The 22,452-nt window shown below is 74.0% G+C and carries 22 protein-coding genes and 1 tRNA gene; 5 read left to right on the forward strand and 18 right to left on the reverse strand.

All coding sequences use genetic code 11. From position 1 onward, the window contains the following. Positions 1-471: class F sortase (locus HCJ92_RS10930; RefSeq protein ID WP_245240781.1), on the forward strand; the 471-nt coding region annotated here is incomplete at its 5' end. A 17-nt stretch (positions 472-488) separates the two neighbouring features. Here HCJ92_RS10930 and HCJ92_RS24330 read toward each other — a convergent pair. After that, entirely contained in the window at positions 489-695 is a 207-nt protein-coding gene (locus HCJ92_RS24330) for a hypothetical protein (RefSeq protein ID WP_209310974.1), read from the reverse strand. A 158-nt stretch (positions 696-853) separates the two neighbouring features. Here HCJ92_RS24330 and HCJ92_RS10940 point away from each other — a divergent pair, with 158 nt between their 5' ends. After that, complete coding sequence (locus HCJ92_RS10940) at positions 854-1,405, forward strand: TetR/AcrR family transcriptional regulator (protein ID WP_167933309.1); 552 nt, start codon at positions 854-856, stop codon at positions 1,403-1,405. 213 nt (positions 1,406-1,618) lie between these two features. Beyond that, a complete protein-coding gene (locus tag HCJ92_RS10945; RefSeq protein WP_167933310.1) occupies positions 1,619-2,578 on the forward strand; it encodes a M56 family metallopeptidase in 960 nt (319 codons plus the stop codon). 324 nt (positions 2,579-2,902) lie between these two features. Here the strand turns inward: HCJ92_RS10945 and HCJ92_RS10950 are convergent, their stop codons facing one another. From HCJ92_RS10950 to HCJ92_RS10990, 9 genes are all read right to left on the reverse strand, one after another. Next, positions 2,903-3,295, reverse strand: coding sequence for a phosphopantetheine adenylyltransferase (locus HCJ92_RS10950; RefSeq protein ID WP_167933311.1), 393 nt, complete (start codon positions 3,293-3,295; stop codon positions 2,903-2,905). A gap of 66 nt (positions 3,296-3,361) precedes the next feature. Further along, complete coding sequence (locus tag HCJ92_RS10955) at positions 3,362-4,705, reverse strand: FAD-dependent oxidoreductase (protein WP_167933312.1); 1,344 nt, start codon at positions 4,703-4,705, stop codon at positions 3,362-3,364. Beyond that, entirely contained in the window at positions 4,702-5,235 is a 534-nt protein-coding gene (locus HCJ92_RS10960) for a flavin reductase family protein (protein WP_167933313.1), read from the reverse strand. Before HCJ92_RS10960 ends, HCJ92_RS10955 begins: the two co-directional genes overlap by 4 nt. 155 nt (positions 5,236-5,390) lie before the next feature. Beyond that, positions 5,391-5,912, reverse strand: a complete 522-nt coding sequence (locus HCJ92_RS10965) for an SRPBCC family protein (protein ID WP_167933314.1) — start codon at positions 5,910-5,912, stop codon at positions 5,391-5,393. Beyond that, positions 5,909-8,353, reverse strand: a complete 2,445-nt coding sequence (locus HCJ92_RS10970; RefSeq protein WP_167933315.1) for an MMPL family transporter — start codon at positions 8,351-8,353, stop codon at positions 5,909-5,911. The genes HCJ92_RS10965 and HCJ92_RS10970 overlap by 4 nt, the downstream gene beginning before the upstream one ends. Further along, the gene (locus tag HCJ92_RS10975) at positions 8,350-9,369 is read right to left on the reverse strand and encodes a hypothetical protein (protein ID WP_209310975.1); all 1,020 of its coding nucleotides are present in this window, start codon (positions 9,367-9,369) and stop codon (positions 8,350-8,352) included. Before HCJ92_RS10975 ends, HCJ92_RS10970 begins: the two co-directional genes overlap by 4 nt. Before the next feature lie 189 nt (positions 9,370-9,558). Then, complete coding sequence (locus HCJ92_RS10980) at positions 9,559-10,995, reverse strand: cytochrome P450 (protein ID WP_167933316.1); 1,437 nt, start codon at positions 10,993-10,995, stop codon at positions 9,559-9,561. A gap of 16 nt (positions 10,996-11,011) precedes the next feature. Further along, positions 11,012-11,692, reverse strand: a complete 681-nt coding sequence (locus HCJ92_RS10985; protein ID WP_167933317.1) for a class I SAM-dependent methyltransferase — start codon at positions 11,690-11,692, stop codon at positions 11,012-11,014. A gap of 223 nt (positions 11,693-11,915) precedes the next feature. Beyond that, positions 11,916-12,002, reverse strand: a tRNA-OTHER gene (locus HCJ92_RS10990). A gap of 179 nt (positions 12,003-12,181) precedes the next feature. Between HCJ92_RS10990 and HCJ92_RS10995 the strand changes: the two genes are divergently transcribed. Next, positions 12,182-12,940, forward strand: a complete 759-nt coding sequence (locus HCJ92_RS10995; protein ID WP_167933318.1) for a GDSL-type esterase/lipase family protein — start codon at positions 12,182-12,184, stop codon at positions 12,938-12,940. Here HCJ92_RS10995 and HCJ92_RS11000 read toward each other — a convergent pair. From HCJ92_RS11000 to HCJ92_RS11030, 7 genes are all read right to left on the reverse strand, one after another. Then, positions 12,927-14,183 carry a beta-ketoacyl-[acyl-carrier-protein] synthase family protein gene (locus HCJ92_RS11000; RefSeq protein ID WP_167933319.1) on the reverse strand — a complete coding sequence of 419 codons (1,257 nt, stop codon included), beginning with the start codon at positions 14,181-14,183 and terminating at the stop codon, positions 12,927-12,929. The two genes, HCJ92_RS10995 and HCJ92_RS11000, sit on opposite strands and share 14 nt — an antisense overlap. Beyond that, a complete protein-coding gene (locus tag HCJ92_RS11005; protein WP_167933320.1) occupies positions 14,180-14,422 on the reverse strand; it encodes an acyl carrier protein in 243 nt (80 codons plus the stop codon). Before HCJ92_RS11005 ends, HCJ92_RS11000 begins: the two co-directional genes overlap by 4 nt. Before the next feature lie 58 nt (positions 14,423-14,480). Continuing rightward, positions 14,481-14,981 carry a DUF4260 domain-containing protein gene (locus HCJ92_RS11010; RefSeq protein WP_167933321.1) on the reverse strand — a complete coding sequence of 167 codons (501 nt, stop codon included), beginning with the start codon at positions 14,979-14,981 and terminating at the stop codon, positions 14,481-14,483. Beyond that, on the reverse strand, positions 14,981-15,496 hold the full coding sequence (locus HCJ92_RS11015) for an SRPBCC family protein (RefSeq protein WP_167933322.1): 516 nt from the start codon (positions 15,494-15,496) through the stop codon (positions 14,981-14,983). Before HCJ92_RS11015 ends, HCJ92_RS11010 begins: the two co-directional genes overlap by 1 nt. Beyond that, entirely contained in the window at positions 15,489-16,826 is a 1,338-nt protein-coding gene (locus tag HCJ92_RS11020) for an aspartate aminotransferase family protein (protein ID WP_167933323.1), read from the reverse strand. The genes HCJ92_RS11015 and HCJ92_RS11020 overlap by 8 nt, the downstream gene beginning before the upstream one ends. A gap of 13 nt (positions 16,827-16,839) precedes the next feature. Further along, positions 16,840-17,979: an acyl-CoA dehydrogenase family protein gene (locus HCJ92_RS11025; protein ID WP_167933324.1), complete on the reverse strand. Its 1,140-nt coding sequence runs from the start codon at positions 17,977-17,979 to the stop codon at positions 16,840-16,842. Positions 17,980-18,185: 206 nt separating this feature from the next. Further along, positions 18,186-19,868 carry an aldehyde dehydrogenase family protein gene (locus HCJ92_RS11030; protein WP_420824695.1) on the reverse strand — a complete coding sequence of 561 codons (1,683 nt, stop codon included), beginning with the start codon at positions 19,866-19,868 and terminating at the stop codon, positions 18,186-18,188. Positions 19,869-20,073: 205 nt separating this feature from the next. Between HCJ92_RS11030 and HCJ92_RS11035 the strand changes: the two genes are divergently transcribed. Beyond that, entirely contained in the window at positions 20,074-21,078 is a 1,005-nt protein-coding gene (locus HCJ92_RS11035) for a bifunctional lysylphosphatidylglycerol flippase/synthetase MprF (protein WP_209310976.1), read from the forward strand. Between the two features lie 31 nt (positions 21,079-21,109). Here HCJ92_RS11035 and HCJ92_RS11040 read toward each other — a convergent pair whose 3' ends face one another. After that, positions 21,110-21,871 carry a BTAD domain-containing putative transcriptional regulator gene (locus HCJ92_RS11040; RefSeq protein ID WP_167933325.1) on the reverse strand — a complete coding sequence of 254 codons (762 nt, stop codon included), beginning with the start codon at positions 21,869-21,871 and terminating at the stop codon, positions 21,110-21,112. Between the last annotated feature and the right edge of the window lie 581 nt (positions 21,872-22,452).

A 22,452-nucleotide genomic window follows, 5' to 3' on the forward strand; every position in this document is an offset into this window, starting at 1 on the left:
GCCGGCGGCCCGGCGGCCGTGCCGCCCCCGGTGCGGGTGCACGCGCCCCGGGTGGGGCTGGACGCACGGGTGACGGCCGTGGGGGTCGCCGACGACGGCGGCGCGGCGGTGCCGTCGGATCCCCGCGTCGCCGGCTGGTACCGCTTCGGCCCGGCGCCCGGGGCGGTCGCCGGTTCGGCGGTGCTGATGGGCCACGTCGACTCCGCCACGGGCGACCTGGGGGAGTTCGCCGCGCTCTACGACATGCGGCCCGGTGACCGGGTCCGGGTGCACCGCGAGGGGGAGGCCGACCCGGTGGAGTACCGGGTCACCGCGCGCGAGACCGTGCCCGCCGACGGGTTGCCGGACCGGGTGTTCGCCCGGGAGGGCGACCCGGTCCTGACCCTGGTCACCTGCGCTCCGCCCTACGACGGGCAGGCCGGGTACCGCAACAACCTCGTGGTCACCGCGGTCCCGGCCGGTAGCCGGTAGCCGGCGGCCGGGACCGGCTACCGGCCGGGACCGGGCGGGGAACGGCCGAGCAGTGGCGAGGGACCGTCTCCGCCGCGCGCCGGGGCAACGACCCTCGCGAGGACCGCGACCGGCACGGCCGCCGTCAGGGTGGCCTCGACGTGGTTCACTTCGCCGTCGCCCGCCTCGTCGAGGCCGACGAGCGCGATACCGGTGACCAGCACGGTGAGCGTGCCGTGGACCATGCCCGGGGTGATGCGGCCCGTGGTCGTGCGCAGCGCCTCGGTCCGGCCGCAGGAAGCCGCCGACGAGGGCGGCGATGCCGATGACGTACAGGGCGCGCACGGTGCCATGAATACACCCATGGCCAGTAACTGTACCGTTCGGTTGGTACAGTTACGGCATGCGTCCCAGCTCCCGCGGTCGAATCCTCGACGCCGCCGTCCGTGTCGTGGAACGCGACGGCATCACCGCCCTCACCCTCGACGCCGCCGCCGAGGGGGCGGGCGTCTCCAAGGGCGGCCTGATCTACCACTTCCCCTCGCGCGACGCGCTGCTCACGGCGATCCAGGCGCATCTCACCACCCGGTGGGAAGCGCTGCTGCTCGCCGAACTGACCGTCCCCGTCGAGGAGTCCACACCCGCCGAGCGGACCGCCGCGTACGCCGCGGTCTGCGCCGGCGGCGGGACCGGCGCCGCCGACCTCGCGTTCATGATGGAGTCCGCCTCCGACCCGGCCCTCGCCGAGGCGTGGTCGGAGCTGACCCGCCGCTGGGTCGCCCCGCCGGTCTCCGCCGGGGCCGCCGAGATCGACGCGCTCGTCGCCCGGCTCGCCGCCGACGGCCTCTGGCTCGGCGACTCCGTGGGCGGTGGCGGGCAGCTCGAACCCGCCGTCCGGGCCGCCGTGGTGCGTCGGATCATCGAACTGACGGGGGCGGCTCCCTCCGTCGGGTGACTCCCGAAGAGCGCGTCGCGGCGGTAGCGTCGGCTCCCACCGTGCCTGCGGCCGGGACGGGCACCCCCGCGTCCCGGCGGGGCCGCTCCGCCGGCGGACCGGCCACCGCGCGTGACCGCACCGCCCGACCGCCGACGCGCCGGATCGGCCCCCTGCCCGGGGGGCCGCCCACCCGCCCCTCGACGCCCCGTCCCCCGATCCGCGGAGCGCACCATGGCCCCCTCCCTCGCCCTGCTGCTGGCCCTCGCCCTGTCCGCCGCCCTCCCGGCGCCCCGCGCGCTGGCGGCGGCCCGCTGGCCCGACCGCGACCCGGTGCTCGCGCTGCGGCTGTGGTGGTGCCTCATCGGCACGGTGATGGTCTGCTGCCTGTGCGCGCTGGCGCTGTGCGCGGCGGCGGCCTTTCCCATGGTGCACGCGCAACTCTTCGCTCCCGCGCCGGAGTCGGTGCTGCTCGCCTACGCCGCCGGCCCCTCCGCCCCCTGGGCCACCGGCCTGGCCGCGCTGCTGGCCGCCGGTGGTCTCTGGACGGCGCTGGTGGTCCTGCGGGAACTCCTGCGCGAGCGGGGTGTCCGCCGCGCCCACCGGCGCGCGCTGCGAGAACGCGCGCCCCGACTTCCCGGCGGACTGGACGGCGCGGCGCCCACGGGGGAGGCCCGCGGTTCGCTGCTGGTGCTGGAGGACTCCTATCCGGACGCCTGGTGGCTGCCGGGGCGTGACGCCCGACTGGTCGTCACCACCGGCGCGCTGCGCCTGCTCGGCCCCGAGGAACTGGACGCGGTCCTCGCCCACGAGCGGGGCCACGCCCGTGCGCGCCACCACGCGCTGCTGCGGCTCGCGATCGCGCTGGGCGACGGCTTCCCCGGCGTCCCGGTCTTCGCCGCCCTCCGGGCGCAGACCCACCGGCTGGTGGAACTCTGCGCCGACGACGAGGCGTCCCACCGGTGCGGGCGTCTCACCGCGGCCGTCGCGCTGATCCGGCTCAACGAGCATCGCGGCGTCCTGAGTTGCGCCTCCAGTCAAGGACTGATGACGCATCGGGTGACCCGGTTGCTCGACCCGGCTCCGACCGCCCCCGACCTGCTCCACCGCCGTCGGGCCACCGCGCTCGCGCTCGGTGCGCCGCTGCTGCCGCTGCTCATCGCCTTCGCCCCGGGACTGCTCGCGCTCCGATGACCCCGGGCCGCCGCCCTCGCGGCGTCCGGGCACTGCCGCACCGTCCGTCGGCGTCGGTCGCGGCCCGGCCGCGTCATCCGCCCGTTCGCCCGTTCGCCCGTCTCCGTACGGGGCGCGGCACCGCGGTGCGTGGGCGGCGTCCGCACCGAGGTGTCCGACGGCGGGCGGCCCACCCGATGCCCGGTACGGGAGCGGCCGAGGCAGCGGTACCTTGCCACCCGCCCGGGTCGACGGGCGCCGGTGGCCCCACCTCACCGGTCGTCGCGGCCGGTACAGCGGCGCGCCGACCCGCGAGCGGGGGCCGCCCCCTGTGGCGGTGGCGGTTCAGACCCTCCGGCGGCGCACGACGAGGGCGGCTGCGACGGCCAGCAGCGCGAGCGCCGCGATGTCGATGCGCGCCACGCGGATGGTCGCCGAACCCAGGTCGGCCGTGGAGTAGGCGAACAGCAGGAACGAGCCCATGCTGACGGCCGCCGCCGCGATCGCCGCCGGCCGCAGCGCGGGGAGGAACGCCGCGACGAGCAGCCCCAGTCCCACCAGCGCCAGCAGCACTGCCCGGTGTCGCAGCAGCATCGTCAGGTCGGCGCTGTCCGGGCCGTCGGTGGTCACGCCATAGGCCGTCTCCACCTGGGCGGGTGCGAGGGCGACGTAGCCGGGCAGCAGGTTCACCGCGCCCACGACGAGGAGCAGGGCGGTGATGAGGCGGTCGGTCCACATGTCGGTGAGGTCTCTTTCCGTTCGCGTCGGGCGTCGGGCGTCGGGCGTCAGGCGTCGGGTGGCGGGTCACGGTGTGCGGTGCGCCGCCCGCTCCAGCTGCCGCAAGTGGGCCCGGAGCAGGGCGCGGGCCGGACGGGAGGCGAGCGGGAGCCGTGGCGCGCGGTCGCGGTGCCACGGGAGGCGGGAACCGGCGGGGGCGGGTCCGGTGAGATGGGAGGCGACGTACCGGCCGTGGGCCACGGACATCGCCAGCCCGTGGCCGCAGCAGCCGCCGATGTACCAGATGTCGGGGTGCCCGCCCACCCGGCCGACGACCGGCAACCCGTCGACGGTCATGCCGATCCGGCCGGACCAGCGGTGTGCGACCGGCACGTCGACCAGCCCCGGGTGCAGCCGCCGCAACCGCTCCTCCAACCACCGCCAGGCCGCGACGCGTGAGGCGGCGTCATGGCCCGGTCCGTCGCCACCCGGCTCGTGGCGGGGGGCGTGGCTCACCCGGCCGCCGCCCACCACCAATCCGCCGTCGGGGGTGAGCCGGAAGTAGGGCGCCGTCGGTGAACCGTCGACCAGCGACGCGCCGTCCGCCCCGCCCAGCGCGGCCCGCACCTCCGGCGCCAGCGGCGCGGTGGCCACGGCGTGCACCCGCAGCGGCAGCACGGTCCCGACCGGCAGACCGAGCCGGTCCGCGTCGGCGTTGACCGCGAGGACGACCTTGCGTGCGCGCAGCGTGCCCTCGGCGAAGCGCAGTTCGCTGGGGGTACGCAAGGTTCCCGGCCGCAGCCCCAGCAGCGGGGAGTCGTGGTGGAAACGGGCGCCCGCTGCGGCACAGGCCGTCGCGAGGGCGTGGGTGAACGCCGCCGGGTCGAGTGTGGCGGCCCCCCGGTACAGCAGTCCGGCGTGGTACGGCACACCGACCCGGCGCCGGATGTCCGCTGCGGAGAGCACCGGGACGGTGAGACCCAGGGAGCGGTACGCCGCGTCCTGCCGGGCGAGTGAGGCGAGCCCGGACGCGGTCCGGGTGGCGACGATCTGTCCCCCCGGTCGGAGCCCGGCCGGGGCGCCCACCGCAGCAGCCAGGTCGATCACCCGGGCGACGGCGGCCTCGGAGGCGAGGTGCGCGGCGCGGGCGACGGACGGCCCGAACCGGCGGGCGGCCACGTCGATCGGCGGCCCGACCCGGGGGCCGAGCAGGCCGGTGCCCCGGCCGCTGGCGCCGGCGGCCGGGCGGAGCGCGTCGACGACGACGACATCCGCCGACGGGTCGCTCGCCAGGAGGTGATGGGCGGTGGCGAGCCCCGCGAGGCCGGCACCGACGACGACGACGTCGGCGCTGAGGGAGCCCGCCACCCGCGGTGCGCGGGCGGTCGGGCCGTCGGACCACGGCGGGGACTCGGCGGCCGGCGCGCTCACGGCGCACCCCGCTCGGCCAGGGCGTGGAAGGCACGGTCGTGCCAGACCAGCGGTCTGCCGGGGCCCGAGCACAGTGCGGTGAGCCGGCCGACGACCAGGCAGTGGTCGCCGTAGGGACGTATCTCCTCCGTGCGGCAGACCGACCAGCGAAGCGTGTCCGCGAGCACGGGCGCGCCCAGGCTCTCCTCGTACGACTCGGCCGCGAACCGTTCCTCCGGTGCCGCGGAGGAGAACCGCCGGGCACGCGGCGCATGCCCCTCGGCCAGCAGATGGACGGCGAAGGTGTCGCGGGCCCGCAGGGCGTCCAGGGTGCGGGAGGCGTGGGCGAGACAGAGCAGCAGCAGCGGTGGCTCCGCCGAGAGCGAGGTGACCGTCGAGACGGTCGTCCCCACGGGCCCCGCGTCGGTGGAGGCAGTGACGACGGCGACACCGGCGGCCAGGCCGGCGAAGAAGTCCAGGCACGCCTTTCTGCCGGGCACCGGCTCCGCCTGCGGTCCGCTGCCGGGCGAACCGGCCATGACGTGCGGCATGAGGGCTCCTTCCTGTCCGGGTGGGTCCGGGTCGGGCCTGCTCGTGATGCGACGTGCTGTGCGTGCGTCGTGCGTCGTGCGTCCGCGGGCCTGCCTGTGCGCTGTGCGGTGGGGTCGCGTCGGATCGCCGCCGGGCCGCGACGGGGCTCGCCGGATCACTCCCGCCGCCCGGCCTCCAGCGCGTCGCGCAACGCGAGGAGGGTGGCGCGCATCGTGGCCCGGTTCCGGGCCCGGCGCCGGGCGACGCCGGTCACCAGCGGGGTGACGGCGGTGAGCGCCGCGCCGAGCGGACCGGAACGCCGGTCGTGCCACTCCTCGCGCACCTCGCACCCCTCGGGCAGTGGCCGGAAGCGGTACGCCCAGCCCGCGACCGGGATGCCGAGGAAGCTGACGTGGAAGGAGAACGCGCGTCCCGGGTCCGCCTCCACCACCCGGCACAGCGTCGGCCAGGGCAGCCATCGGGCCCGGTTGCGCCCGATGAAGCGGGTGCCGGGCCGGACGGGCCCCTTGCCCCCGAGCACCCAGGCCCCCCGGCACTCCGGGCTCCACTCGCCCATCCGCGCCACGTCGCTCACCGCCGCGTAGGCGGCCCCGGGCGTCACCCGGACGACGACGGACTCGCTGATCAGTGACGGGGTGTCGGTCTCGTCGGGTGTCCCGGCGGTCTGCTCGGTCATGACGGGTGCGGTCCCTTCGCGGTGACGGTCGGGGCGGGCTGCGGCGCGTCGGCCGGGTCGTGCGGCCCGACCGCACGAGCGGCGGGACCGTCGTGGCGGCGACCGGGCAGCCACCAGTTCCACCTGCTCATCAGCCGCATCGAGGCGGGCACGATCAGCAGTCGGACGACGGTGGCGTCCAGGGCGATGGCCAGAGCCATGCCGAGACCGAGTTGCTGGATCGGAATGATGCCGGTGAAAGCGAAGGCGGAGAAGACCGCCACCATCAGCACGGCGGCGCCGGAGATCAGCGGCATGGTGTCCGCCATCCCCCGTGCGACGCTGCCGGTGTTGTCGCCGGTGGCCAGGTAGTCCTCACGGACCCGGCTGAGCAGGAACACCTCGTAGTCCGTGGAGAGGCTGAACAGCAGCGTCACCAGCAGCACCGGGACGAAGTTGGTGAGCCGGCCGTCCACGTCGAGCCCGAGCAGCCCGCTCAGCCGGCCGTCCTGGAAGATCAGCACCAGCACGCCGTACGTGGCGCTCACCGACAGCAGGTTGATGGCGATGGCCTTCAGCGGCAGGAAGAGCGAGCGGAACGTGAGGAGCAGCAGCAGGTAGATCACGGCGAGCATGGTGGCGATGACCGGGACGAGGGCGTCCTCGATCACCTTGTTGGCGTCCACGCCCTCGGCCGTCTCACCTCCGACCGACACCCGCCAGTCACCCGAGGCGGCCAGCACCGCGGCCTCGGCCCGGACCTCCTCCAACAGCCGCTGCACCGACTCCGAGGAAGCGGTGTCGTTCCCCACCACGTCGAAGAGCAGGGTGGTGCGATCGGTGGAGACGAAGTGGCCGACGGTGCGGCGGGCGTCGTCGGGCAGCGTTCCGGCGGCGGCCAGCACCGCGAGGGGGTCCTGCGGGTTCACCGCCCGGAGCGTCGCGACCGCCGAGTCGACCCGTACCACGCCGGGCAGGTCGCCCAACGCGTCGTGGAGATCGAGCAGTTCGGTCGTGGCACGGGCGGGCATCCCGTGCGCGGGCTCGGGCGCTGAGACCACCACCTGCAACGGTGCCGCACTGCCGACCCCGAACTCGTCGCGGGCGGTGTCGTACCCCTGGCGGACGGCGGTGTCGGCGGGCACGACGCGCGCGTCGGGCGTGAAGGTCTCCAGCCGCAGCGCGGGCAGCGCCAGCACCAGCATCGCGCCCACCCCGACGGCGAGGAACAGCACCGGGCGGGCCATCACCCCGCGGGTGACACGCGTCCAGCGTTCCCCGCGGCGCGCACCGTCCCGGGGGCGGCCCACGCGGCCCCACTCGATGCGCGGCCCCAGCAGGTGCAGCAGGACCGGGAGCAGCAACACGCTGGTGAGGACCGCCAGGGCGACCACGACCACCGCGCCCAACGCCATGGAGCGGATCACCCCGAGGTCCACCAGGAAGAGCGTGGACATCGCGGCGACGATGGTGAGCCCGGAGGCGAGGACGGTCTCGCCGGAGGTGCGCAGAGTGCGGGCCAACGCCCGCTCGGTGCCCTCCCGGGAGGGGGAGCCCTCCGCGCGCAGCTCGTCCTTGAACCTCATGATCATGAAGAGCGAGTAGTCCACTCCGACGCCCAGTCCGAGCATGGCGGCGGCGCTCTGCACGAACACCGACAGCTCCACCTGCCGGGCGATCACCGCCAGCAGGCCGAAGGCGAAGACCACGGCGGTGACGCCCACCAGCAGCGTGGCGAGCGCGGCGGCCACGCTGCGGAAGATCAGCAGCAGCACCAGCAGGATGACCGGCAGCGTCACGGCCTTGGCCAGGATCAGCCCGCGCTCGCTGAGGTGGTTGACCTCGCCCCACAGGGCGGCCTGGCTCACCAGCGACACGTCCAGTCCGTCGGGCCCGAACCGGTCGTCCAGACGCTCCTGGATGTCGGGCAGCACGCGGCGCGCGGTGCCGTCGTCGAGGTCGGAACCGACCCGGACCAGGGCGGTTCTGCCGTCCTCGCCGAGGAACGCCCCCCGGGTGGCCGTGTCGGTGAGCGTGGTCCAGCCGTAGCTCTCCGACGCGCGCAGCTCCCCGTCGCGCAGCACCGCGCCGACGGCCTCGCCGACCCGCTCCTCGAACGCGGGTTCACCCGCCCGGTGGCGGTGGTCGGTGACGACGACGGTGACGGAGGTGGCTCCCCGCCCCTCGAAACCGTCGTCGGCGAGCCGCTCCGCGGCCTCGGCGGAGCCCGAACCGGCGGCGTACCAGCCGCCCCCGCTGAGCAGTCCGGGCAGGGAGAACGCCTGCACGCCGGCGATGAGGAGCAGCAGCAGCCACACCGCGGCCAACGGCCACCGGTGACGACCGGTCAGCCGCGACAGGCGGGTCGGCAGCCCGGAACCGGGGTGCCCCTCCCGTCGCGGCGGGGCGGTCGGCCGGTCGGGTCCGGCCGGGCCGCCCACGGAGTCGTTGCGAAGGTTCATGCGCGGATCGGGACTCCGTGTTCGCGGTCGTCGGTGAGGATCTCCATCAGCGCGCGGCCGGTCGCGGTCAGACGTTCCACCCTGCCGGTCGCCTTGTTGGTGATCTGGAGATCGCACCGGCCGATCTTGGTGTTGAGGCAGTGCTTGATGCCGCCGGGCGGGTTGTAGTAGTTCAGGCCGACGAAGTCCTCCGGCGACGCCGTGAACCGGCCGCGCACCGCGACCGCCTCGTCGGAGGTGGCGAAGTCCCAGTAGAAGTAGCCGAAGTCGCCCTTGGCGCGGAGCGCCCGGCCGAGGGAGGAGAGCTGGTACTCCCGGTCGTGGTGGCGCAGTACCAGGAAGGTGACCTTCGGCGTCATGACCGGCCCGGCCAGCCGGGTCCGGCCGGTGACGATCTCCAGGAACGTACCGGGCTCGCCGTCGAATCCGGCGACCTGGCCGAAGGCGTAGTGGTCGGTGTGCCGGCTGCCCCAGTTGTGGTTCTGGCTGCCGGTCCAGCCGTCGATGTCGATCGCCTCGCCGTCCACGGTGAGGGTGCCGGTGTAGTTCGCCAGCGGCAGTCCGACGAGGCTCTTCGCCTTGGGGAAACCGCCGCCGTACATCCGCGGCGGCAGGAGGAGCAGCGGGGGTTCGGAGCCCTTGTAGCTCAGGTCCCAGCCGATCCGGCCGTCCGTTCCGTCCGCCTCGCCGCGCAACGAGCCCGGTTCCAGGACGCTGTCGGCGACGCGCGCGCCGAAGGAGTCGGGGGAGAAGTGGCAGTCGGCGATCGGGTGCTCCTCCTTCGCCACCACATGACGGCCGGTGGTGCCGTCGAAGTAGACCGCCCAGAGCTCGCTGATGGCCGACTCGGGCATCCCCTCGGGGCTGAAGACCGTGTAGCGGATCCAGAACGCCCGCGGCTCGGTGGGGTGGTTGCCCCGCTGGTAGAAGCTCTCGTAGTGGCCGGCCTGCTGCCCCGGGCGGTACTGCGTCCAGTTCAGCCGTGCGGCGTCCGCGGTGCTGGGGTCGATGTTCATCGGGTCCGTCTTCCGTTCGGTGGCGGTTTCGGATCTTCGGTGGAGGTTCGGCTCGTCGGAGGGGGTGCCGGTTCGTCGGAGGAGGCGGTTCGTCGTCAGGACGAGCCGGTGCCGTGAGGAGGGCGGCTGGCAGCGGGGTGTCGGGCGGCGTGGGCGGCCCGGAAGGGCGCCCCCGGCTCGGGCCGGCGCTCACCCGGCGCGCGCCGCCCGGGACCGCGTGTGGACGGTCATCTCCATGCCGTGGCGGGGGCGCAGCGTGATCGACGCCTGGTTGACGACGCGGTGTGCCGGTACGTGCCGGAACTCGTAGCGCCGCACCAGGGCGGCCAGCAGCAGGTGCGCCTCCATCAGGGCGAAGTGCTTGCCTATGCACAGGTGCGGACCGGCGCCGAACGGCATGTGGGCGAAGCGGTGGCGCCCGCGCCTGCCCTCGGTCGAGAACCGGTCCGGGTCGAAGCGCTCGGGGTCGTCCCAGTGCCGCTCGTGGCGGTGGATGTTGTAGAGGTTGACCAGCAGCCGGGAGCCCGCCGGCACGGTGTGGCCGCCGAGCACGGTGTCCTGGCGGGCCAGCCGCGGCACGATCGGCGCCGAGGGGTAGAGCCGCAGTGCCTCCTCGAAGACCTGGAGCGCGTACGGCATGGCGGCGAGGTCGGCGGGGGTGGGCATCGCGTCCCCGAGGACCTCGTCCACCTCCGCCTGTACCCGGCGCAGCACCTCGCGGTGGCGCGAGAGCAGGTAGAAAGCCCAGGTCAGGGTGATCGCGGTCGTTTCGTGGCCGGCGCCGAAGGTCGTGATGACCTCGTCGCGGACCTCACGGTCGCTCATGCCCTCGCCGGTGTCCGCGTCACGGACGTCCAGCAGCATGTCCAGCAGGTCGGGCGCGCCGTCGCCCCGCACCGTGCCGGCCGAGGCCGCCGCGCGGCGCTCCGCGATGATGCCGTAGGTCATCGAGTCGATGCCCGCCATGACCCGCCGGAACCGGCGGTTCCGGCGGGTGGGCCACCGGGCCGGCAGGCTGAAGGGGTTCTGGAGCCGGTCGAAGGCGTAGTTGACGGCGACCTCCACCGCCTCGGGGCCGATGCCGTCGCGGGTCTGCTCGACATCGGTGCTGAACATGCAGCGGCTGACGATGTCGAGGGTCACCCGCATCATCTCGCCGTGGATGTCCACGACGTCCCCGCTGCGGTGACCGCGTGCCATGTGCTCGACCTGCGCTGCCGTCGACGCGGCCATCGACTGGTACATGCGGGCGATGGCCTGCTTGGTGTAGATCGGCTGCATCATGCGCCGGTTGCGCATCCAGCTCTCGTGGTCGTCGCTGGTGAGCAGCCCCTCGCCCAGGATCAGCCGCAGCGGGTTGTCCGCCCCCAGCTTTCCGAAGGCGGCACTGTCGGTGAGGACCTCGGCGGCCAGTTCGGGACCGGAGACGCCGTGCACCACGACGGGCCCCAGCCGGTACCGGACCAGATCGCCGTGGTCGCGCCATCCCCGGTGCATGGCCCGCAGGATGTCGCGGCGGAAGTCGAGGATGCTACCCACCACGGGCAGCCCGCTGCCCTCCGGCGCGGGAGGCGGGCCGGCCGCGCCGGAGCCGGGAGCGGCGGCGGTCCCCGGAGACGTCGTCATCGGTCGTCCCCCTCTCTCACTTCCGCGCCAGGGCGCAGACCCAGCCGAGCGAGCGGCGTGGCTCCGAGACGAACCGGCCGTCCCGGAAACCCGCCTTCGTCAGCATCTCCACCAGATCGGCCCCCGACAGGATGCGCAGCCCCTCGCGCTCCGACCGCTCGGTGAACCGTCGCCCGAAGTATCGCTGGACGGGAGAGGGCTGCTCGGCGGCCTCGCGGCTCATCTCCAGGGTGACGGCCACCTGACCGCCCGGTCGGAGCACGCGGTACGCCTCGGCGAGGCCCCGCATCGGGTCGGGCCAGAAATAGAAGGTCTCGATGGCGCTCACCTGATCGAACGACGAATCGGGGTACGGCAGGTTGCCCGCGTCGCCCTCCCTGATCTCCACCCGGCCCCGGGCGATGCCGTCCACGTTGCGGCGGACGGACTGTCGGACCATCTCGGGGGAGTGGTCCAGCCCCGCGACGAACCCGCCGCTCGCCCGACGAGACAGCAGCTCGACGGCCATGCCGCTGCCGCAGCCGATGTCCAGCACCCGCTGCGAGCGCCGCACCTCCATGTGTTCGGCGGCCCACACGGTCAGGGTCCGGTGCTGTCGGGCCATCAGGTGGCCGATCAGATGGCCGGCGCGCCCGGTGGGGCGCCGGAAGTTGGCCTCCACCACTTCGAGCGGGCGCTTCAGGAGTCTGTCGATCATGCGCGTGTCCTTCGCTCGTCGCTGCGTCCGGGAGGCGCCGGCGACGGCCGGCGGGCTCCACGGCTGGGCCCGGGGGCGAACCGGGCGGGGATCACGGGGCGGAGCGGCCGACCCCTGGCCGGCCCACCGCCCGGCGGGGTACCGGCGGACGGCCGCCCCGGGCGGGCACGCGGGGGCAGGGCGCCCCAGCCGGATCGTCCGGGCAGGGCGTCGGGGCGGTCGGCGGAGAGGGCAGGATTCGAACCTGCGGGGGCTCGCACCCGGTCCGGATCGCTCCGGACCCCCGTTGGGCCACTTCGGGTACCTCTCCCGGTCGCGGAGGCGGTCGGGCCGCTCTCCTGCCGTGCCCCGGATGCTTCCGGAGTGTGCTGAGATCCCGCTGAGATCCTCCTGAGACGGCGTCACGCCCCGGAACGGGTCCCGCCGGGGGAGTGGAGCGGCTGCGGTACGGGCAGCAAGGAGGTGCCCTCGGGGGACAACGGGAGGGCGGTGAGGGAGGGGGACACCATCGACGAGACGTCCGATCCGGTGCCGTCGGCGGCGGGCGAGGCCGACGACCCCGGCTGTCTGCGGCCCGGTGAGGCGAGGCGGCTGCTCGCCCGGGCGCCGTGGCGCAGACTCGTGGTGATCGGCGACATCCCGGTCGAACGGTCCGCGGAGCCGCTGGCCGGGTACGGGCCGTGGCCCTGGTACGACCGGGTCGCGGCGGCGCTGCGGGAGGCCACGGCCGGGCTGGCCTACCTCAATCTGCTGGGCCGGCGTCAGGCCACCGCCGCGCAGGTGCGCTCCGCGCAGCTGCCCGCGGCGCTCGCCTTCCGCGGCGATCTCGCCCTGCTCTGCTGGGGGTCGGGGTACGTCGCCCGGGAGACGTCGGACCTGCGGGGCCCGACTGCGGAACTGACGCGGACCGTCGCCCCGCTCCGTGACGCCGGGTACGACGTGGCGCTGATCGGGCTCGGCCCCGCAGCGGTCCGGCCGGGGCCGGCCGGGCGGCGCGAACAGGGCGCCGAGCAGCAGCGCCGCATGGGCGACCGGGCCCGCGCGGTCGCCGTCCGCCACGGCACGCTCTGCGTCGATCTCGACCCGCCGACGGCCGAGTCGGGACAGCTCCCCGCGTGGAGCGGTGACCGGTCCCGGCGCACCGGGCGCGGCCACGCCGTCGCCGCGGCGACCGTGGTCCGGGCGCTGGCCGCGGCGCTGCCCGCGCCCACGCCCGGACACCGCCACGGGCAGCTCAGGCCCGGGTGAGGAGCAGCACGGCATTCTGGCCCCCGAACCCGAAGGAGTTGCTGACCGCCACCTCGACCGGGACCCGGCGGCCCGCCTTGTGGACCATGTCCACCTCCAGCTCCGGGTCCAGGCTCTCCAGGTTGGCCGTGGGCGGGATGTGGCCGCTCTCCAGCGTCAGCGCCGTCACCACCGCCTCGATGGCGCCGGCCGCCGCGAGGGAGTGCCCCACCACTCCCTTGACGGAGGTGACGGCGGGACGGCTCCCCAGCACCCGGCGGATCATCCGGGCCTCGGTGGCGTCGTTCAGGCGGGTCGCGGTGCCGTGGGCGTTGACGTGGTCGACCTCGTCGGCGCCCACGCCCGCGTCGGCCAGCGCCGCCCGCAGCGCGAGTTCGGCACCTGCCCCGTCGGGGTCGGGGGCCGTCGCGTGGTGGGCGTCGGCGGAGGCGCCGTAGCCGCTGACCATGGCCCGGATCCGCGCGCCGCGTGCGCGGGCGTGCTCCGGCCGTTCCAGGACCAGCACCCCCGCGCCCTCGGCCGGTACGAACCCGGCCCGGTCCGCGTCGAACGGACGGGAGGTCCCGGCGAGGTCCTCGCGACGGGCGGCCAGCGCGCCCATCTGGCTGAAGCCGGTGACCAGCGAGGGCACCAGTGGTGCCTCGGTGCCACCGGTGACGACCACGTCGCACAGGCCGGAGCGGAGCAGCTCCCGTGCCAGGCCCGTGGCCGTGGTGCCCGAGGCGCAGGCGGTCGCGGTCACGAAGCTCGGCCCGCGCGCCCCGAACTCCATGGAGACGTAGCCGGCGCACATGTTGGGGGAGAGCATCGGGACGAGGAGCGGCGACACCCGGCGGGGGCCGCGCTCCAGCAGCACGTTGTGCTGCTTCTCCCAGGTCGCCGCACCGCCGATGCCGTTCCCGAGGACGACACCGACGCGCGTCGCGTCCCAGGCGCCGCGGTCGAGACCGGAGTCGGCGAGGGCCTCGTGCGCCGCCACCAGCACCAGGTGGCTGCTGCGGTCCAGCCGCCAGAGCTGCTTCCGCCCGATGAGCGCGCCCGGGTCGAAGTCGGGGACCGTGCACGCGAAGTCGACCGGGAGTCCGGCGAGGTCCGGGTGGTCGACCGCCGCGGTGCCCCGGGCGGCGTGGAGCGTCTCCCAGGTGAGCGGCACCCCGACGCCCGCGGCGGTGACGAGACCGACGCCGGTGACAGCCGCGTGGAACGGCTCCCGGGGCGGCGGCGCCGCCGTGCGACCCGTCATCGGTGGGCCGTCAGCTTCCCGGAGATGACCCCGGCCGCCTGCGCGACGGTGGAGTCGAGGTCGATCTCGCTGTCGTCGAGCTCCACCCCGAACTCCTCCTGGGAGGCCACGGACAGCTCGACCAGGGCGAGCGAGTCCAGTTCGAGGGCGCCGAGGGTGCTGTCCGGCGCGATGTCGTCCGCGTCCAGGCCGAACGAGCCGGCGAGGAGGGCGACGAGGCGCTGGTAGGTGTCGGACATGGTGGTTCCCCTTTCGGAGGGGCTGTCGGGGCGGGCCGCGGGACGTGACGGTGTGCCGTCAGGTGTTCGGGGAGCGGGGGCCGGCGGTCGCCGCCGGGGGCCGGGGCAGCCCCGCGGCGGGGGCGGCCAGCTCGGAGGCGAGGCGCGCGTAGGCGGGGTGGGCGGCCGGTTCGAAGCTCAGGGCGAACGGCTTGAGGAAGTTGCCGAAGAGCGCGCGGTCGCCGAAGAGATGGATCGGGACGGCGAGCAGCGCCCACTCCGCGCCCCACAGCCAGATCCAGGCGAGCACCACCAGCCCCTGCGTGACCAGGCTGTGCATCACGTTGTAGAGCACGTGGTAGGCCCGGTGGACCTCCCCGGTCGGGCTGCGGCGGTGGGCGATCGCCCCGGGCACGTAGCCGACGAGGTCGATGGAGACGAACAGCGCGGCGAAGGCGGCCCAGCGGACCTCGCCCAGGTGGGTCAGGAGCAGCACCGTCGCGACCGCCAGCCCCAGCGCGTACTCCAGGCGGATCAGCCGGTAGGTGGTCGGGGTCTCGAAGAGGTTCCGGGCGTCCATCAGGGGGCCCCCGGCGCGCCCGCCGTGGTCGCGACCCGCGCGTCGGCCACCGCACGGGCGACGGCCTCGTCGCCCACGACGTCGGCGCCGCCCGCGAACAGCCCGAGGACGACCCGGGCGATGGTCTCCTTGAACACCCGCTGCGCGACGGGGTCCAGGATGCCCGCGAGGCTGGGGATGCCGAAGTCGAACTCCGCGGCGAAGACCACCAGGCAGTCGGGGCCCGCCTGCTCCGTCCGCCAGGTGCCCCTGAACTCGGCGAAGTCGCCGTCCACCTGCTCGAAGGCGATGGTGAGCGTGTCCCGGTCGAAGAGGTCGGACTCGCTCCAGCACAGCACGCCGTTGCGGAAGTAGACCTCCCAGTCGCTGATCTCCTCCGCGGGTGAGACCTGCCGCGTCCCGACGGACCGGATCACGTCGGTCAACTCCGGGTAGCGACTGAACGCGCTGACCCGGTCGAACGCCTGCTCGGCGTCCTGGTCGGCGATCCTGAGGGTGACACTGACACTACGCACGACTGCTGCCGCCTTCCGCCGCGGTTCCGTGGCGGACGCCCTGCGCGCGGCACGCGCGGTCGACCGCCTCGTAGAAGAAGTCCAGGTCGCCGCGGGTGAGCACCGCGGGCGGGGTGAAGCGCAGGACGAGGTGGGAGTTGAGGGAGTGGTTGGCGATGACGCCGTTCATGATCAGCTCGATCAGCAGGTCGCCGGCCGGCCCGGGGTCGGCGAACTCGACGCCGAGCAGCAGGCCCCTGCCGCGGACCTCCCGGACGGCGGCGCCGTAGTGGGAGCGGACGATCCGTCCCAGCTCGGGCAGCAGCTCGGCACCGAGCTCCCGGGACCGGGTGACGAGGTCGTCCTCGTGGAGAGCCGCGAGCGCCCCGCGGACGGCCGCCATCGCCAGCGGCGCCCCGGAGAAGGTGGAGGTGTGGAGGTAGGGGTCGCGGTCGAAGGCCCGGAACGCCTCGTGGGTCGCGACCACCGCCGAGACCGGGACGATCCCGCCGCTGAGGCCCTTGCCGACCAGCAGGACGTCGGGCGTGACGTCCTCGCGGTCCACACCCCACCAGGAGCCGAGCCGGCCCAGCCCCGTCTGGATCTCGTCCAGCACCAGGAAGGCGCCGTGACGGCGGCACATCTCACCCACCGACCGCAGGTAGCCGTCGGGCGGGATCACCACCCCGGCCTCGCCCTGGACGGGCTCCAGCACCACGCACACCTCACCGGGGTGGGCCGCCAGCACCGCCTCCAGCGCGGCGCCGTCCCCGAACGGGACGTGGGTGGTGTCCGGCAGCAACGGGCGGAACGGTTCCTGGAAGACGCTCCGTCCGGTGAGGCTGAGCGCTCCCATGGTCTTCCCGTGGTAGCCGTTCTCCATCGCGACCAGCCTGCGCCGCCCGCGGGTGCGTGCCAGCTTGACCGCCGCCTCCACCGCCTCCGCCCCCGAGCCGGCGAAGTGGACCCGTTCCAGCCCCGCGGGTGCGACGGCGACCAACGCGTCCGCCGCCAAGGCCATCTGCGGCTCCAGGAACAACCGGGTCGCCACCGGATGCGTGGCCAGTTGCTCGGCGACGTGCCGCACCACCGTGGGGTGCCGGGCGCCGGAGAGGAAGACGCCGTAGCCGCCGCAGTTCAGGAAACGGCTGCCGTCGGCGGTGGTGACCCAGGCCCCCTGGGACGCGACCTCGACGTGACCGCCGAAGAGTTCGCCGAGCGTGGCACGGCCCCTGCTGAGGTGGGCCCGGTAGAGGGCCCCCAGTTCGTCCCGCCCGGGGGCCGCCGCCCGCACGCCCGGTGTCGTCGGGGTGCGCAGCGGCGGTGGGGGCGCGGCTGAAGTCGATGTCATGGCTTCTCCCTCGTCAGGTGAGGCGCAGGGGCAGGCCCGCGGCGTGGTCGAGACAGGGGGCGGTGAAGCTCGCCCGCGACGGCGGGTGGAAGGACAGGCCGTGGGCGGCGCCGGCGAGGTAGCCGATGTCGGAGGAGGACATGAACGCGGAACCGCCGAGGAGTTCCACCGCCTGGCCCAGCGCGGCACCGAGCGCGTCCTGCGCTCCGTAGCGGGCGATGAGGGTGCGCGCCAGGTCGGAGTTGCCGGTTTCGCCGTCGGAGATCATCCGTGCGGTGCCCTCCAGCAGCAGTGCGCCCGTCTCCAACGTGACCAGGACCCGGGCGCGGTCCGCGGCGCTGCCGCGTCCGCCGTCCACGACCCGCTCGACCAGGCCGCTGACCATGCCGAGGTAGCAGGCGGAGATCAGCAGCTCGAACCAGATGAGACCGACCGTCTGGAGGTCGTCCAGCCTGCCCGGGACGGACGGTTCGGTGCGCATCAGCAGCTTCTCGTCGACGAAGACGTCGGAGAGCCGCACCTCGTCGCTCTCGGCGCCGGCCAGCGTCCGACTTCCCCAGAAGGGGTGGACGGAGATGCCCTCGGTCTCCCGGGGGACCAGCAGCACCGCCATGGTGGGTTCGGCGCCGTCCGCGGCCGGCAGCGCCACGCTCGCGGTGAGCAGGTCCATCGAGTGCGCCAGACTGCACGGCTTCTTCGCGCCGTTGATCACGTAGCCGCCGGGGGCTTCGGTGGCCGTCATCGTCGGGGAGAGGATGCCCCGCCCGGGGCGGCCCTCCGCGAAGCCGGAGGCGACCAGCAGCCGCTGCTCGGCGATGCCCTCCAGCAGGGCCCACTCCATGCCGCTGCCGTGGATGCTGTCGGCGAGGGTGAACAGCGTCGCCACGGAGAAGTGGTGCATCGTGGTGGCGACGGCCAGCGACGGCGCGCGCGAGGCGAGGGCCCGCACCACGGCCAGCGCCTCCAGCGGGTCGGCGCCCGCGCCGCCGTAGGAGGCGGGGATCAGCAGCGCCGGACCGCCGGCCGCGCGGAAGTGGTCGAAGGCCGCGCTGCGGGGGGTCTCCAACTCCTCCAGCGGGGTGTCGGCGAGCCGGTCCAGCAGACCGGGGAGAAACGACTCGCACGTCTCACGTGCGGATTCCAGCGAACGCAAGGGGCCCCCTTCGGGACTCTTCCGGTACTCGGATCGGGGTGCGGCGGGACGCCCTCGCCCTCGCCGCGGCGCCGTCGTGAGGGGCCGTGGCCGGGTGGGCGGGGGTACGTCGTGTCCGGTCCGCCGGGTGGTCGGCGGTCGGCGGTCGGCGGTCGGCGGTCGGCGGGTGGTGGTCGTGTGCGCGGGCGCGCACACGCGCGGGTCGGTCAGTCGGCGGCGGCGCGCATGGCCTGCCAGGCGCCGAAGACCGCCTCGGTGGGACGGACCCCGGTGGCGACGCAGACGCCCTGCACGTGGGAGGTGCGCAGGATCGGGTAGTTGGCCTCACCGAACGCGCCCCCGGTCAGGCCGGTGCCGCCGTGGGTGGGCAGGTAGGGCAGGAACCCGATGTGGGAGTCGTTGACCTTCAGCAGACCGCCCTGGGTGACGCTGCCGACGATCCGGTCGACCACCTCGGGGTCGCCGGCCCAGGCGGAGTTCCGCAGCCCGTGGGCGTTGCTGTTGACGAAGTCGACGAACCGGTCGAGCTGGACGTCGTCCGGGGCCGGCTCGGCCACGATCACCGGCAGCAGGGGGAAGAAGGTCTCCTCCCGGACCGCCCGCACCTCGCGGGCCTTCTCCAGACCGCCGCGCACCAGCACCACGGTCGGCTCCAGGAAGATCCCGGCGGTGTCGCGGGTACCGTCCTCCCGGATGGCGTGGCCGCCGCACACCAGCTCCGCGCCCCGGTCCAGGGCGTCCTGGAGGCAGGAGAAGAACTTCTCGTTGCGCAGGACCGGCGTCAGCAGGACGCCCTCCTGGGAGGCCCGTCCCGGGCGGATGCGTGCGGCCCGTTCGCCGAGCAGGGCGAGGAACCGGTCGCAGACGTCGGGGTGGACGACCACCTGGTTGGGGATCATGCACAGCTGGCCGGAGCCGTAGAAGCTCTCGGTGACGGCGTCGGCGGCGGCTTCGAGGTCCGCGTCCTTCCAGACCAGGACGACGTCGTTGCCCGCGAGTTCCAGGATCGGCTTCTTGCCCGCCGTGACGCAGCGCTCCTGGAAGCGGATGCCGTTCTCACTGCTGCCGAAGTACATGACGTCGTCGACCAGCGGACTCTCCAGCCAGGCGTTCAGGATCGGCACCGGGTCGCCGCACACCGCGTTCAGGGTCCCGGGCGGGGCACCGAGCTCGGCGAGCACCGGAGCGACCACCTCCTGGAGCACGTACATCGCGCCCAGGGGCGCACTACGGGGCGCGCGTACGACAAGGGAGTTACCGGCCATGATGGCGGTCACCCCCAGCAGGGCGCTGGAGAGCGGCGCGTTCTGCGGGGGGTTCAGGCAGACCACGCCGTCCGGGCGACGGCGGACCGAGATCCGCCGCTCACCGTGGCGGAACTCCTGGAGCATCTGGGAGCGGTAGAAACCCAGGGACTCGGGACCGAACACCTCCAGCGCCCCGGAGACCTGCCACCGGGCCAGGGCCAGCGGATGTCCTTCCCGCACCAGGACCTCGGTCAACTCCGCCGACCGCTCGACGAGCCGTCGGCGGAGCAGCGCGCCGAACCGGTCGATCCTGGTCTCCGGGGGGACCCGGGACCACGGGCCGGTCGCGGCTGCCGCCGCCTCCAGGGCGCGCTCCGAGGTCGCGCGGTCCGCGCGGGCCACTCGGGCGACGATTGCGGGCGGCAGATCCGTTGCCGGGACTGTTCCCCGCTCCAGTCTCCGTTTCAGGGAAAGCGTCGCGAACGCGTTGTCGAGCAGCGAGTCGGAGTCGATGACATAGACCCACTCATCGCTGGGAACGGCCTCGCCGCCGACCAGGGAAAGATAGGTCGAGATACCGGAGGACGGCCTTTCGGCCGGCCCTTCCGTCGACGTCGGGGTCATTGCGACATCGCTGCTCACGCAGCCCTCCGCTCTCCGTCCCGTCGACGACGGGAATTCCGCACTCCTGGTGACGGGTCAGACCTTCACAGAGCCGCCTGAGAATCGGCGGAGACGGGGCTGAGACCCCGCTGAGACAGCTGTTTCAGCACGATGGCAGAGCCGGTGAGGAGCATGGAGGGGGCTGCCCGTTCCGGCAACCGACGCCTCCGACGACAGGAGTGAGATGACGAACCCCGGCGGAACCGTCTCCGACGACGAGGTGCTGGACGTGCTGGAGCGGCTGCGCGGACACGGCGACAACCCCAGTGCCTTCCTCGCGCTGAACGCGGGCAACGCCTACTTCACCGGCGCCTCCCGCGGGGTCGTCGCCTACCGGGAAGCCGGGCGGTACCTCATCCAGCTCGGCGGGGTCTGGGCGCCGGAGGAGGAGCGGGAACCGTTGTTGCGGGCCTTCCTCGCCCACGCGCGCGAGCGCCGCCGCAAGGCGGTGGCGGTCCAGCTGCTGGGCCCGGACGTCGAGCTGTACGCCCGGTGCGGCTACACGGTCAACCAGGTCGGCTCGTCCTACTCCGTCCATCTGCCGGAGTTCTCGCTCCGGGGCACCCGCTTCATGAAGCTCCGCAACAAGATCTCCCGCGCACGCCGGAGCGGACTGGAGGTCGCGGAGGTCGCGCCCGCCGAGGTGGCGGCGCGGATCGAGCGCATCGACGCCGCCTGGCTGCGCGGCAAGGGCCGACACGTGAAGGAGATCGAGTTCCTCGTCGGCGAGTTGGGCGGGCCCGTGCAGCACGCCCGGCGGCTGCTGGTCGGCAGTCTCGACGGCGAGCCGGTCTGCTACATCTCCTACTCGCCCGCCTACGGGTCCCGCCCCGGCTGGCTGCACGACCTCAGCAGACGGCTGCCGCAGGCGCCGCCCGGGGTGATGGAGGCCGTCAACCTGACCGCCCTGGACACGTTCCGGGAAGAGGGGGCGCGGTGGCTGCACTTCGGGTTCACGCCGTTCACCGGGCTCTCCCCGGAGCACGACCCGCCGGGCGCCGGCCGTGCCACCGCCCGGCTCATGCGGCTGCTGGCCGAGCACGGGGAGCGGATCTACCCCGCGGCCGGCCAGCTCGCGTACAAGGAGAAGTGGGGGCCCCAGCTCGTCCGTCCCGAGTACCTGGCGTTCCACGGGCGGGCGCGGCCGGGGGCGCTGTGGCAGCTCCTGCGGGTGACGAGGTCGGTGTGAGCAGCCCCCGGGCGGCTCGCGCCGCCCGGCCTCAGGTGAGGTGGGGGGCCTGGCGGAGGATGTCCTGCACCCGGTCGCGGAGCCCGTGGCCGGGCTGGAGACCCAGGTGCTGCGAGAGGTAGTCGCGCGTGCGGTGGTAGGTGTTGAGGGCGTCGGCCTGCCGCCCCGAGAGGTAGAGCGCCGTGATCAGCTGCTCGCAGAAGCGCTCGTGGAGCGGGTACCGGGCGTGCAGGAGCTCCAGCTCCGGGATCACGGCCCGCGCCTGGTCCAGTCGCAGTCGGATGTCGAAGAGCCGTTCGTAGGCGCCCAGCCTGACCTCTTCCAACTGCGTGTAGGCGACCTGGCAGATCATGCCGCTGCCCGCGTCGACCAGCGCCGGCCCCCGCCACATCGCCAACGCCTCGTTGAGCAGGTCCACCGCGGTGCGCGGGTCGTGCGCGGCTGCCGCGTCGGAACGCGCCACGAGGGGGTGGAGCCGGGAGGCGTCCACGTCGTCGGGGGAGAGATCCAGCACGTATCCCGTCGGCGAGGTGCGGACGACGTCCCGCAGGTCCGACTTGCCGCCGTGAGCCACCAGGACCCGCCGCAACCGCGCGATGTGACCGTGCAGTGAATTCCCGGCGCTGTTCGGAGGCGTCTCCCCCCACAATTCGTCAATCAATTCGCTTCGGGACACCGAGCGACGCACGGACAGTGCGAGGGCGGCGAGGATCGCCCGTAACTTCTCCCCCGGTATCCGGAGCTGGACCCCGTCATCGATGACCTCCATCGGCCCCAGAAGATTGATCTGCACTGTTGGTGGTGCCTTCCTGCTGCGACCTTGCAGTGAACGCGTGGGATTCCCGCTCCGGGGGCCGTGGTCGCCGGAAACCGGCTCCGGTGTTCCATTCCGGCGTCGTCGGCTCTGCTGCCTCCGGAATCGGACGGAGACCCCCTCGACAGTGATGTTCGCGCCCTACCGGCCGGTACGGCAATGGTGGCCGAAAGTTCGGGGTGGTCGGCGGCGAACCTTGGCCGGTTCGAGAGAGACGATGTCCGATAACAGATTCGGACGACACGGTGTCGGTGCGTGACGTCCCGGGATGGGCCGATCGGCGGGGGCGATGGTGAAGGAGGGCTCGGCGGCACCCGACCAGGTCGGCCGTCAGCGGGTCTCCCCTCGGCCGCGCTGTCGGAGCGCACCGGCGCGCGTCTTCTCGGGCGACAGCCGCCCGGCGAGCGTCCGGCCGGAACGGCCGGGCGACGGGAACGGCCGAGGAGGTCTCCGCCAAGAGGTCCTGGGCGCGGGTGCGGCCCAGTCCGGAGGCCAGCACGGCGGCGATGCGTTCGGACACCAGTTGGCTGCCGGTCAACTTCAGGTTTGTGCGCATGCGT

The organism is Streptomyces spiramenti (assembly GCF_012034385.1).
In the GTDB taxonomy this organism is placed as follows: Bacteria; Actinomycetota; Actinomycetes; order Streptomycetales; family Streptomycetaceae; genus Streptomyces; species Streptomyces spiramenti.